Here is a 13,581-nt window from a genome sequence, read left to right as displayed (position 1 = left end):
TATTTTTCCTCCTAGTTTATTTTTCTGTCTTTAATTCTTTAAGAAAGGTTACCACATGCTTAAAGCGCTGAGGCTCCTGCAACAATTTCCGTAATTTCTTGTGTAATTGCTGCTTGACGCGCGCGGTTATATTGTATTGTCAGATCGTTAATCACTGTTTTAGCATTATCTGTAGCTGTACGCATTGCGGACATACCAGCAGCATGTTCAGCTGTTTTAGCATCAACAATCGCACCATAGATCATGCTTTCAGCATATTGAGGTAAAAGTTGATTTAAAATAGCTTCGCGGCTTGGTTCCAGTTCGAAACTCACCAATGATACTGGTGCTTCATCTTCTGGTTCCTCTGATTCATCAAATGTAATCGGAAGCATTTTTTGCATGCGTGCTTCACTTGTCAATGAATTGATATGGTGATTGTAGCAAACATAGAGTTGATCAAACTCTTCATTTTGATAGCGAGATACAGCTTGACGTACAATTTCACGAACTTCTTCAAAACTTGGTTGGTCAGTCAAACCACGTAATTCGTAAGATAATTCTACGTTACGAGAGCGGAAAAAATCTGCTCCTGTCCCACCTAAAGCAAGAATACAATATTCTTCTGGTCCCTGGTGTTTTTCACGTAATTTATTCATGACTGACTTCAAGATATTAGAGTTGTAACCTCCTACAAGGCCACGATCCGAAGTGATAACTAAATATCCTGTTTTCTTAACGGGACGTTTAGTCATCATCGGATTTTTAGAAGGGCCACGATCTGCAGCAACCAAGTCGGTTGTCACTTGACGCACCTTATCTGCATAAACCTGATAAGTTTTCGCAATCTTTTCTGATTTTTGCAATTTCGCTGCAGATACCATTTGCATGGCACCAGTGATATGACTTGTTTTTTCGGTTGAAGCAATTTTTGATTTAATTTCGCTAAGTGAAGCGCCCATAATGAACCTCCTTATTTAACGTAATTTGTAGTTTTCTTGAAGGCTTTGATTGCATCGTCAAGTTTTGCTTCATCTGGCAAATCTTTAGTATCTGTGATGACTTGTAAAAGTTCAGCATAGTTGACATCGAAGAAATCAAACATTTTTTCTTCAAAATCGAGAATATCTTCTACGGGAACATCATCAAGATGGCCATGTGTCAATGCATAAAGAATAAGAACTTGTTTTTCAACAGCCAATGGTTTGTGTAACGGCTGTTTCAAGACTTCAACTGTACGACGACCACGGTTCAATTTAGCTTGTGTTGCTTCATCAAGGTCAGAACCGAATTGTGTAAATGCTTCAAGTTCACGGAATGATGCCAAGTCCAAACGGAGTGTTCCGGCAACTTTTTTCATTGCCTTGATTTGAGCGGCACCACCAACACGTGATACAGAAGATCCGGCATCGATGGCTGGACGAATACCTGAATAGAAAAGGTCGTTTTCGAGGAAGATTTGTCCATCTGTGATTGAGATAACGTTTGTAGCGATGTAGGCAGAGATATCTCCGGCTTGTGTCTCAATGAAAGGCAAGGCTGTCATTGAACCACCACCTAAGTCATCGCTCAATTGTGCCGCACGTTCCAAAAGACGTGAGTGGAGGTAGAATACATCCCCTGGGTAAGCTTCACGACCTGGTGGACGACGGAGCAAGAGTGAAAGTTCACGGTAAGCCACGGCTTGTTTAGATAAATCATCATAAACAACCAGAACGTGTTTACCATTGTACATGAATTCCTCACCCATAGCTGCACCCGCATAAGGTGCAATATAAAGTAATGGTGAAGGTTGTGATGCTGAAGCTGTTACAACGATTGTATAATCCATTGCTCCAAGTTTACGGAGTGCTTCAACTTGTGTACGAACTGTCGATTCTTTTTGACCAATGGCAACGTAAATACAGATAATGTCTTTACCTTTTTGGTTAAGAATTGCATCGATAGCTACAGATGTTTTACCTGTTTGACGGTCACCGATGATCAACTCACGTTGACCACGACCGATTGGTACAAGTGCATCAATAGCTTTAAGTCCAGTTTGGAGTGGTTCTGAAACAGATTTACGTTGCATAACACCTGAAGCTGGAGCCTCAACAGGACGTGTTTTACCTGTATTGATATCGCCTAAGCCATCAACGGGTTGTCCAAGTGCATTTACAACACGGCCGATGAGTTCTTCACCGACTTGAATTTCCATGATTTTACCTGTACGTTTTACTGTATCTCCTTCGCGGATGCTAAGGAAATCACCAAGTACGATAATACCAACGTCTGTACTGTCTAAGTTTTGCGCCATACCATATACGCCGTTGTCAAACTCGACAAGCTCACCGCTCATCGCATTTTCAAGGCCGTAAGCACGGGCGATACCGTCACCAACATAAGTGACGACACCAGTTTCAGCAACTTCAAAATCTGGTGTAAAATTTTCAATTTGTTGTTTAATCAGTGAGCTGATTTCATTCGCTTTGATTGCCAAATGTATTTTGCTCCTTTCTGAGTTTTCATGTTAAATGGCTGAGAATTTTTTCTCAAAGGAGATTCTTAGAGAATCTCTTTGGCAATTTTTGCCAATTGTGATTTGACAGAAGCATCAATGATTTTTCCACGTGAATTTACAATAAATCCACCGACAATCTTTTCATCTACTGTGTTCACGATTGTTACTTCGTTCAAATCAAATTTCGATTTAGCGAGAGCAACAAATTTTTCGATTTGTGTTTCGGTTAATTTCACGCTTGAAATGACCTCTACATCAGCAATTCTAAACATATCATCTGCTGTATTTTTAATTTCAGCAAGAATTTCTGCTAAATCAGCTAATCGTCCGTTTGCACGAACAGTATCAAGGAAATTTTTCATCAGTGGTGATGAATTTTCTTTGATACTGTCAATAACTTCTGATTTTGCTGCTGTAGAATATACTTCCGTTCCGAAGAAAGAAGCAAGATCATCTTCTTTAAAAAGTTGTGTCAGTTCGTTAACCTCAGAAAGAATAACTTCTAATTGAGATTGTTCCTCTGCAACTTCAAGCAAGGCTTTACTGTATTTTTGAGAATTGACTGTTGTCATTTTCAACCAACCCCCTATTCGCCAAGCTTAGCAATATAGCTGTCAATAAGTTCTGATTGTGCTTGTGAATCCAAAGATTGACCGATGAGTTTTTCAGCAATTTGTACTGAAATATCAGCAACATCCCCTTTAACTGAACTGAGCGCTTCTTTGCGTTCTTGTTCAATATCTTCTTGGGCACGTTTTTTCACATTCGCAGCTTCTTCATTGGCTGTTGCCAAGATATTTGCACGATTTTGTTTAGCTGTATCATTGGCAGTTTGGATAATGTTGGCAGCTTCTTCTTTAGAACCTGCAAGTTCATTTTCACGTTGCGCTAATAATGTTTCTGCTTCTTTTTTTGACAGTTCTGCAGTTGTAATATCGTTGTTGATTTTATTTGCACGTTCTTCAAAGATACCTGTAATAGCACCCCACGCAAATTTACGAACCAAGATCAGCAAGATGATGAATGCACCGCTGACAACGATAATATTACCAAGAACTGTATTCGGAGCAGTTTCTAATAATGTAGTAAGCATTTCTACTCCTTTCCTAGTGTTCTGCTAAAATTTTGTGGCTAATGTAAAGATTTGTCAAAAGAACAAATACATAAGCCTGAAGAGATGAAATAAAGATTGAGAATGCTATCCAAGCCATTGCTAAAATCCATGTCACAGGAAGAATAAACCAACCAGAATCGATCATTCCAGCAATAATCCCTAGAAGAACTTCTCCGGCAAAGATATTACCGTAAAGACGAAGTCCCATAGAAAGGGCATTTGTAAACTCTTCCATGATAGTCATCGGAAGCATTGCTTTAGGTTCTTTCCAAAAGGCATTTTTAATATAGCCTTTAAAGCCAAACTGTTTCACACCAAGGGTATTGGCGAGTACAATGACTAAGACTGCTAAAGTCAAGTCAACTGTTGAGTTTGCTGTTGGAGAGCGCCATAAGCTGATGTCACCCGGTGCAGTGATTTTAGTAACTAGCCCAATAATATTCGAAATCAAAAGGAAAGAAAAGAGTGTAAAACTCATGAGGGCATACTTTGGTGACTCTTTAGCACCTAGATTTTCACGTCCGATGCCGTTAATAAAGTCAACTACCCACTCAAGGACGTTTTGCTTACCTGTAGGCTTCAGTTGCATATTGCGACTTGCCCAATAAATCAGACCAAAGACAATTAAAACGGTCAAAGCTGTCATATATAGAATGACACCGTCAAAAGTTACTGGTCCAACATTAAAAGTCCATGTTGATTCCATAGCTAATCTTCCTTTCTAAATAATTGTTGAGTATAAAAGTTAAATCAACGATTTTTAGAACAAGAAAGCCATAGCTAAGGCGATGAAGAATGTACCTTCGGCAAAGGCAACACCAAGGAACATACTTCCGCGGAGTTTGCCTTCCATTTCTGGTTGGCGTGCAACAGCATTAATAAATGCTGAAACAATAAGTCCATCACCGATAGCGGCACCAAGTGCACTAATACCAATAGCTACTGCTTTAAGAGCTTCAATTGAGATTGTTGTCATTTAATGACCTCTTTCTATGTGCGATTTTTCGCAAATTTTTATTACTATGAAATTATAGTCCTATTCAATCCGTTTGTCAAAACTTAACCTAAGATTATCAAACATTTTTCTATAAATCGTTCGGCCTTTTTTGAGCAAACGTTTTCTTTAGGATTTATTTAAGTTTCAAGGTTTTATATTTTTATTTTAAGCTGTTTAACTTAGACGTTCTTCTTCCTTATAATCAATAGGAAGCCATTTTAAAACGGTCTCGATTTGTTTGGTCCAATAGTACCATTCATGTGTACCCGGCGATTTTTCATAACGAAGGTCAAAGCCTTTTTCCTCAAGAAGTTGAGCCGCTCTATTATTTCCAGAGATAAGATAATCTTGTTCCCCACACCAACTGTAAAGCTTGGGCTTTTCACCTTCATGATGTTCTGCAAGATAGAGAATGCTGTTTTCACTATCATTAAAGTGATCAAGGTCACCAAAAATTCCGGTCCAATAAGCTTCATTCTCAGCACTTTGTTCTTTTAGGTCAGTCATATCTAACGCTCCTGATAAACTTGCTGCATAACTGAAGTTTTTCGTAGCCAAAGCCAGCTTGAATGCGCCATAACCTCCCATCGACAAACCTGCGATAAAATTCTTTTCTCTCTTGCTGCTCAAGTTAGGAAAGAAATTATGTACCACTTGTGGCAATTCCTTTGCAATTGCATCAAAATATCTCATACCATAATTAGTATTAGTATAGAAGCCCAAATCAGTTGAAGGCATGACAATGGCAAGTTGAGAATGACGAATCAAACGATCAATCCCCGTTCTTATAAGCCATGAATCTTCATTTCCAGACATCCCATGCAATAGATAAAGCACTGGAATATCTTTTCCATCTTTTACACCTGTTTTACTAGCTTCTGGATAAATCACATTAAACTTACGATTCATCCCCAGTACTTCGGAGTAATATTCAATATTTATAATAGCCATTTTTCCTCCCATCCCGTTTACTTTTATGATTCAAGTAAACGTTTCCTACTATTATAACATAAGAATTATTACATATCGCCTTATTCTCATTGCTATTCAATCAAAAAGCAACGCTGTTTTGTCATATAGTATGTAACATTTTTTGTACCCAAACTTACTTTACTGTTTGAATTTGCCAAGTGCCTTTTTTATAAAGGAAACGGATTGCTCCTTGCTGGTCTGTCCGATAAATTTTTATTCCTCGTGCAGTTAATTGGTGAAGCGTTTCTTGACTCGGATGTTTATATCGATTATTCTTTCCAGCAGAAATAAGAGCAACCTTAGGCTTAATCGCTTCTAAAAAACCTTCCTTTGTAGAAGTCTTACTGCCATGATGTCCAACTTTTAGGATATCAACCTCTAAATGTGGATATTCTTTCTGGAGTTTAACCTCTCCCTCTTCTTCTAAGTCACCTGTAAAAAGAAATTTCTTCCCATAAAATTCACCAAACGTTACTAAAGAATTATCATTATCGCTTTTTCCTTCACCTCCTGTCGTTAGAAACCGGAGATAACTGTTAAATATGGGGAGCTTGTCTCCCTCTTGCACAATGTGAATCTGACTTTTTAAGATGCTTAGTTTTTTAACAAAATTTTTCTTCTCTAATGCACTAGCTGAGACATAAATATTTTTTATTGGTACTTTCTGAGCTACACTCTCCAAGTCACCAATATGATCCTCATCTGGATGTGTCACAATCAGAACATCTACTTTGCTCACTCCACTCGCTCTCAGATAAGGTAGAAGTGTACTTTCAGCATTGCTCTTATAAATTCCCTCCTTCCACTGCTCATCAGCTCTTATTTTTAATCTACCGCCAGTATCAATTAAGATATTTTGACTGTTCCACCTGTCTTGCAAGAGAATACTGTCTCCTTGGCCCACATCTACCATTGTAATGCTTGGGTGTTTAGGATTCTTAACAAGGAAAAAAAGAAAGAAAAGAACAATTATTACAACTAAGTTCCAGTTTCTTTTTCTGTAAAAATCGAGTGCAAGTCCACTTAGCATAAAAAGCAAAAGTAAAAAAATAAGATTTGGTTTGCCAAATACAATCGGTTTATCAAATAAACTGCCAACCAGTCTTACTATTGATTCTAAAATAATAAAAAAAGGATTAAGTAATGTAAGATCAATGCCGACTAAAGAAAGGAGAAAGACAAAAAGTAAACCTGGCAAAAGTAAAAAATCAAAAATCAGACTAAATAATAAAGTCAATATAATCGATAATGGTTGGAAAGAATGGAAGTGAAAAATCAAAAGCGGAAGTACCCCAACAGCTAGAACAGTAGAATCAAGTAATGCTCTTTTTAATCCTTTTAGTTCATTGAATTTTTGTGAAAAAAATGTGATTAAGAAAGAATAGAGCATCGTCAGTTGTCCTCCTGTTGTCAGTAGGAAATATGGACTGAATATCATTAAAAGAAGAAAAGTGATAGAAAATCTATCGCTTGAATTTTTAATAGGTATATTTTTTTGAAGAAGCGCACGTAAGATTGAGAGAGATAAGCCAGTAAGAAAAGCATAAAATATCGAAAAGGGAATTTGGATAAAATAGACCAACTTTCTTGATAAACCTAGCCTTAATAAAATATTTCGAAGAAGTTCAATAAAAAAATTCACCTGCATCCCTGACAGGGCAAATAAATGGATAATACCGAGGCTAGTATAAAGCTCCCCCATTTCTTCAAAGTCTTTATCCAACCAACCAAAAAGAAGCCCTGTCATATAGGACGACATGGGAGAAGGAAAATGTTCTTGTGTCCAAAGAATGGCTTTTCGGCGTACCAGCCGTAAATCAAAGTCATGTTTTTCTTCAAATCCTTCAATTTTTTCTATTTTAAGAAGTCGGTAAATACCTTGCGTTCTTAAATACTTTCTGTAATCAAAACTTGAAAAGTTTCTTTGCTCTTCTGGGATATCTAAAGTGCCTTCAATGTAAAAAATCCCCTTTATCCTAAGATTTTTAAAGTATTCTTTTTCTTTTTCCGAAGTCAATGTGTAAAAAGCTTGAAAATCTCTTCCGTTCACTTCTCCCCTGAAACTGAGCCTATTTCCATTCACTTGAAGAGTATCCATATAAGGGGTAATCTTCGAAATTTTTTCTGGTTGTTGTATTTCTTGTACTTCTGTCTCTTTTTTTACCATGAGTAAGAAGAAACTAAAGCACAGTAAAAGAGCTAACAAACTATAGTATTGACGATAAAAAGCGATGAAGAGACTAAACAAACTAAGAATAAGTAAAGGCCATGAAAAACTGAAAATAAGAAAATAAACAAAAACTAAGAGATAGACTAAATAGATAAGCGTAAATTTTTGTTTCATCTAACTGCCAGAGCCTTTCTTAGTCTACAGTGATTGCTTCTTTTAACTTTTCTAATGTTTTAGGACCAAAGCCACTTACCTTGGTCAATTCTTCCACTGACTCAAAAGAACTATTTTCAGAACGGTAATCCAGAATATCTTGCGCTTTTTTTGCTCCTACACCACTAAGCTGCTGCAATTCAGTTAAATCAGCTGTATTAATATTAATTTTAGTTTTTTCAGCTGTTTTACTGGTATTATCTTTGGTTTCTAACAAGTGATTTGTATCTGTTTCTCCTCTCACTGGAACATAGACCTCTGCTTCATCTTGTAATTTTTTTGCCAGATTTATTCCCTTCCTTTCTGCTTCTTCTGTAAAGCCCCCAGCACTTGCTACTGCATCAGATACACGCTTTTTGGAGGATAACTTGTAGATGCCTGGCTTTTTGACAGCACCTTTGACATCAACGACGATTTCATTCTCATCTTCGTCTTTTTCTATTTTTTTCTTTCCTGTAGCTTCTTTTTCCTTGCTCAGCTCCGCCCATTCGGAATGCTTTTCTTCTTGCTTTGGGATATCTAAAACTTTTTTATTCCAATAAAAAGCCCCTAAAATAGTTACTGCCAAAACAATTCCAACAACGATTTTCCAATTTTCTTTTACATATTCTGATATTTTTTTCATAGTTCTAAATACGAAAAAACATGCAGTTTTTCACTACATGTTTTTATAAAAATTTTTTTAAATTCCAAAACTCACGATAATCAGACCTACAACTACTAAAACAGCAAGAAAACCAGCATTTACTAAGGCAAAGTATTTTACAAATCCTGCCGTTTCACCACGTGCTTGAACGCGAATGATTTTATAGGCAATCAACGTTGCCATTGAAGCTACCATCGTCCCTATACCACCAATATCTGCTCCGATAACGACAGAAACGGCATGAGGAGTAAAAGGTGATATAAGAATTGGTGCTGCGATATTAGAGATAATCTGGCTCATAAAGACTGTGCCTAAGAAGGACATCTGTGGGCCAACAAAGGTATTGCTAATAAAGTCCGTAAGTACTTGAATATTTGCGATATTTCCTACAATCAAGAAGAAGAAAACAAAGGTAAGAAGTAAATGGTAATCAACACCCTTAAAAAGTTCGGGACGATAGAAAAGAACAATTACAGCAACAATAGCTACAGCAAGATAAAAGTTAACATAACCAAATACAGCTGCGGCCATTAAAATCATTAAAGCAATAAAGATTGAGGTTTCTAATCGATTGAACTTGTTTACTTTTGTTTCAATGACTAAGGGTTCGTTGTCAATAAATTGACAAGCCAAGTTCAAGAGCAGAAAGCCTGCGAGCCATAGTAAGCCTGTTCCTTTAAAAAATTCTAAATTTGTCAATGACTGCCCCAAATGATGTGCTGGGTTTTGATAAAAAGAATATAAATAAAGATTGTGAGGATTACCTTGCGGTAAAAGACTTGAGCCTGTATGACAAGCAGGTACAATCATCGCGGCTCCAATGTAAACAGACTTACGATTTTTTATTTCTCGAGTAATCGTCAAGTAGAGCGGTAAAATCGTCAATATGGTAAGATCATTAGTAAAAAATACGGCAAAAAAGAAGGCCAGCATTGTGGTGAATCGTACAAGCTGACGCGTTGTTTTACTTCTTTTAACCAATGTTTGGCCCATATAGGACAAAATACCAGTAGATCGAAAACCAGCAATAACTAACATTAAACCAAAAACTGTTACAATGACTTTGTTATCAAAAAATTCAGTCTGTATTCCACCCATACTCACTGAAATAACGGCGATAATAAACGATACAAGAAAGACCTTATCAACAATAAAAAACTGGGTCAACTTTTTGAAAGCATTGTCTGGCTTTCTTGTGATTTGCTGTTCCATGTTTTCTCCTTAAAAAACTGATTAATTGCACTCCTACAATTATACAACTTTTTTCCATGAAATTACGAAAAAGATTATAAAAAAACGGATTTTTTTTAGAAGAAAAAATACAGCAAGGATTATCGGTTCTAAAAAAGTTGCTTTAAATAAATAAAAAGTACTGTTTACAGTACTTTTGTCGTCCAAGATTCACAATTCCAAGTCTCAGTTGCAACATCTTGGTAGAATTCTGGTTCATGTGAAATTAAAAGAATTGTTCCCTTATATTCTTGTAAGGCACGTTTGAGTTCATCCTTGGCATCCACATCCAAATGATTGGTTGGCTCATCAAGGACAAGAACGTTACTTTCAGCATTCATTAATTTACACAAGCGAACTTTAGCTTTTTCACCACCACTTAAAACCGCAACTTTACTTTCAATATGTTTTTTTGTTAAGCCACAACGTGCCAACGCAGCCCGAACTTCCGCTTGGTTCATTGCCGGAAAAGTATCCCAAATCTCTTCTAAACATGTTTTCCCATTATCACTTTTCACTTCTTGTTCAAAATAACCAATTTCTAATTTTTCACCACGTTGAACTTCTCCGTCAATGGCTTGTATTTCTCCCAAAATGCTACGCAAGAGAGTTGTTTTACCAATCCCGTTTGCCCCTGTAAAAACTATCTTCTGGCCGCGTTCAGCCCGTAAGTTGAGTGGGCGTGACAAAGGCTCTGTATATCCAATAACTAAATCTTTAGTCTCAAAAATAAGTTTACTTGAAGTTGCACCTTTTTTGAAATCAAATTGGGGTTTTGGTCGCTCTGCACTTAATTCAATCATGTCCATTTTATCTAGTTTTTTCTGACGGGACATTGCCATATTTCTTGTCGCTACACGTGCTTTATTTCGTGCAACAAAATCCTTAAGATCTGCAATTTCTGATTGCTGGCGTTTATATGCTGCCAATTCTTGTTTTTTCTTCATTTCATAGACAGACTGGAAGGCTTCGTAATTGCCAACATAACGATCTAAGGAACCATTTTCCATATGGTAAATGATGTTAATAACAGAACTTAAGAAAGGAATGTCATGCGAGATCAAGATAAAGGCATTTTCGTAATCTAAGAGATACTGCTTAAGCCATGCAATATGCTCTTCATCCAAATAGTTTGTTGGCTCATCCAACATCAGGATTTCGGGTTTCGTCAGCAAGAGTTTTGCCAAAAGAACCTTGGTACGTTGGCCACCAGACAGATCTTCAACATCTCGCTCAAAGCCGATTTCATGAAGACCAAGTCCGCGTCCGATTTCCTCCACTTTAGAGTTAATTTGATAAAAGTCACTTTGCTCTAGAATGTCTTGTAGTTCGCCGACTTCTTCCAAAAGTTGATCCATTTCTTCTGGGGTCACATCTCCCATTTTCAAATACAGATCATTAATTTCCGCTTCAATATCAAAAAGATACTGAAAGGCACTTGAAAGAACGTCACGGATTGTTTGCCCTTTTTGTAAGACTGCATGTTGATCTAAGTAACCAACGCGAACTTTTTTTGACCATTCTACTTTACCTTCATCGGGTTGTAAAGCTCCTGTGATGATATTCATAAAGGTTGATTTACCTTCACCATTCGCACCGACCAGCCCGACATGTTCGCCTTTAAGAAGACGGAAAGACACATTTTCAAAAATCACGCGCTCACCAAAGCCATGCGATAAATTTTTTACATTGATAATACTCATATTACAGCTCTTTCTTTTTTACATACTGTTTAATAGTTTAACACAAAAAGTTAAAAGTAGGAAGTTGAGTATACCCTTAAGTAAAGATTATTCCTCATTTATTATTTCGTTCAGATAAGTAAAAACTGATCCAGAGGATCAGCTTACTATTTCTGTAAAAAAAGAGGTACTGTTAACATAACAATATCAAAGATAAGATGCACTATCCAAGAAGTCCAGATTGATTTTGTTTTCAGATAAGCATAGTTAAATATCAAACGGGCAGCTCCCTGCACGAGTAAGATTTGAACAATTGTTCTTAGTACATCCCCGCCAAAATAAGTTTGAAAATGAACCATACCGAAAATAAAAGCTGTCAGCAAGGTACTAATCCATGTCGGCCAAGCAAATTTTTTACGAAAAGTTTCCAGAAGAGTTATCGAAAAAAGTTCTTCTCCCATCAACATAAAAGGTACAAAAGGTAGGAGCGCTAGATTTCCAATGGCCTCGTTGCCATGATTTCCGGCTAAGCCAAAGATTATCTGCACCAAAGCTCCACCAATAAATGACCAAATAACATTTGCAAAAAAGCAAAGAATAATTATTTTAAGATACTTACCTTCTGGCTTTCTAAACCATTCCAGTGCGGAGTTTTTAAAGATAAGAGCAGCAGCTAAAAGGCTAAATACTAACAATGTCAACTCTTGAAAAAGACCGATATGTAAATTTACAGATCCCATAAGATAAAATCCGATATAAAGAAGGCCGAAGCCAATGAGTGCTTTTATTATCTCTTTGCTTTTTACTTCCATAGTTCTACTCCTAATTTTCATAAATATTGATGGACTTATTTTATAAGATTAATTATCGTTTGTCAATATATTTTTATTGAGATAAGATGTTTTTGTGTTGAAATTATATAACAATTCTAAAAAAACTCCTTATATAAGGAGTTTTTAGTTTGATATTGAGATTGTTTCAGACAAGATGTCTGAGAGCTGTTTCAATCGGGAAAAAGCTGTGCTTTTTCTTTATCCGATTGAACCCTCCAATCTAATTTTTCTACTATTATAATAGTAGAAAGTTATAAAAGTTGATTATATAAAGCTCCGTAAATATCAAACTTTTTCCACAAGTTGTGGAAAATATACTAAAGTTTTATACTTATGCCCCTTTTTTGCCCCCTAAATTAAAATCCCCACAGAGTGTAGGGATAAATTGAAATTATGAGATTATGTACTTAGAGTATAACAAAAAACCTCTATTGCCATAGAGATTTACCTATTAAGAACAGACGTTTATTATAGCATAAACCTTATTTTTCATGGTTCGGAAAAAATGACCGAATCAAAACAGTTATTAAAATAACGACCAGTATAATCCGGCTTACAGATTTATATTCTGTAAAATACTGAAGAAATATTGCTAATACAATAAATAAAGTCGCAAGTAATTTATAAATAAATTCAAATCTTTTCATATGGTTCTTGCTGGACTCGAACCAGCGACCGAACGGTTATGAGCCGTTAGCTCTGACCAACTGAGCTAAAGAACCTTGACGACCGCATACTGGTACGCATGCTAAGCATAGGCGAAACGCGGTCTATATCATTCGCCCGCAAACTCGCAAGCCCCAGAGAGTCATTAGCTCTCACTTATATTATAGCATATTTTGCGACCATCAAAAATGAGGGTCACAAACTCACAAACCGCATAATACCAAATATTGCTGAGGTCAGGGATAATGAAGATATTGCATAAAATTAAACAACTGGATTTAATTCGGAAAATAAAGATGTGCGAATCTATGGACGATTAAATTGCTATGTATCAACGTATATTGTGGTTTTACGGACGATTTGGTTTAATTCGGAAAATGAAAAAAGCCACTCCGAAGAGCAGCTTAACTCTAGAAATAGGATGAAATCCCACAATTATCCCGAATATATTATAGCACAAAAAAAGCGCCCCAGTTAGGAGAGGGACGCCTAGGATAAACTTATGAAAAGTTTTTTGGAATAGTTATATTATAGCACTTCATTCTTAAATCAAACAAAAATAAAATATGCCAATAA

The 13,581-nt window shown here is 36.4% G+C and carries 13 protein-coding genes and 1 tRNA gene; all 14 read right to left on the bottom strand.

Features of this window, described 5'->3' with window-relative positions:
* Positions 1-59: 59 nt before the first annotated feature.
* On the bottom strand, positions 60-941 hold the full coding sequence (locus tag P3G65_RS03215; RefSeq protein WP_019292092.1) for a F0F1 ATP synthase subunit gamma: 882 nt from the start codon (positions 939-941) through the stop codon (positions 60-62).
* 11 nt (positions 942-952) lie between these two features.
* Entirely contained in the window at positions 953-2,461 is a 1,509-nt protein-coding gene (gene atpA / locus P3G65_RS03210; protein WP_004259170.1) for a F0F1 ATP synthase subunit alpha, read from the bottom strand.
* 65 nt (positions 2,462-2,526) lie between these two features.
* Positions 2,527-3,054: a F0F1 ATP synthase subunit delta gene (locus tag P3G65_RS03205; protein WP_019292093.1), complete on the bottom strand. Its 528-nt coding sequence runs from the start codon at positions 3,052-3,054 to the stop codon at positions 2,527-2,529.
* Positions 3,055-3,068: 14 nt separating this feature from the next.
* Entirely contained in the window at positions 3,069-3,575 is a 507-nt protein-coding gene (gene atpF / locus P3G65_RS03200; protein ID WP_004259173.1) for a F0F1 ATP synthase subunit B, read from the bottom strand.
* Between the two features lie 13 nt (positions 3,576-3,588).
* The gene (atpB, locus tag P3G65_RS03195) at positions 3,589-4,302 is read right to left on the bottom strand and encodes a F0F1 ATP synthase subunit A (RefSeq protein ID WP_004259176.1); all 714 of its coding nucleotides are present in this window, start codon (positions 4,300-4,302) and stop codon (positions 3,589-3,591) included.
* A gap of 54 nt (positions 4,303-4,356) precedes the next feature.
* Entirely contained in the window at positions 4,357-4,572 is a 216-nt protein-coding gene (locus tag P3G65_RS03190) for a F0F1 ATP synthase subunit C (RefSeq protein WP_003135074.1), read from the bottom strand.
* 195 nt (positions 4,573-4,767) lie between these two features.
* Positions 4,768-5,544, bottom strand: coding sequence for an alpha/beta hydrolase family protein (locus tag P3G65_RS03185; protein WP_029343492.1), 777 nt, complete (start codon positions 5,542-5,544; stop codon positions 4,768-4,770).
* A gap of 154 nt (positions 5,545-5,698) precedes the next feature.
* On the bottom strand, positions 5,699-7,909 hold the full coding sequence (locus P3G65_RS03180) for a DNA internalization-related competence protein ComEC/Rec2 (RefSeq protein WP_019292095.1): 2,211 nt from the start codon (positions 7,907-7,909) through the stop codon (positions 5,699-5,701).
* A 19-nt stretch (positions 7,910-7,928) separates the two neighbouring features.
* Complete coding sequence (locus tag P3G65_RS03175) at positions 7,929-8,573, bottom strand: helix-hairpin-helix domain-containing protein (RefSeq protein WP_019292096.1); 645 nt, start codon at positions 8,571-8,573, stop codon at positions 7,929-7,931.
* Between the two features lie 57 nt (positions 8,574-8,630).
* On the bottom strand, positions 8,631-9,806 hold the full coding sequence (locus P3G65_RS03170) for an SLC13 family permease (protein ID WP_019292097.1): 1,176 nt from the start codon (positions 9,804-9,806) through the stop codon (positions 8,631-8,633).
* Between the two features lie 164 nt (positions 9,807-9,970).
* Positions 9,971-11,527 carry an ABC-F family ATP-binding cassette domain-containing protein gene (locus P3G65_RS03165; protein WP_019292098.1) on the bottom strand — a complete coding sequence of 519 codons (1,557 nt, stop codon included), beginning with the start codon at positions 11,525-11,527 and terminating at the stop codon, positions 9,971-9,973.
* Positions 11,528-11,673: 146 nt separating this feature from the next.
* A complete protein-coding gene (locus P3G65_RS03160; protein ID WP_019292099.1) occupies positions 11,674-12,318 on the bottom strand; it encodes a CPBP family intramembrane glutamic endopeptidase in 645 nt (214 codons plus the stop codon).
* A 669-nt stretch (positions 12,319-12,987) separates the two neighbouring features.
* Positions 12,988-13,061 (bottom strand) — tRNA-Ile (locus tag P3G65_RS03155).
* Between the two features lie 293 nt (positions 13,062-13,354).
* A complete protein-coding gene (locus P3G65_RS03150; RefSeq protein ID WP_207781255.1) occupies positions 13,355-13,465 on the bottom strand; it encodes a hypothetical protein in 111 nt (36 codons plus the stop codon).
* Between the last annotated feature and the right edge of the window lie 116 nt (positions 13,466-13,581).

It is taken from the genome of Lactococcus sp. bn62 (assembly GCF_029492705.2).
Lineage (GTDB): Bacteria > Bacillota > Bacilli > Lactobacillales > Streptococcaceae > Lactococcus > Lactococcus petauri.
This window is presented reverse-complemented; position numbering and strand designations above follow the sequence as displayed.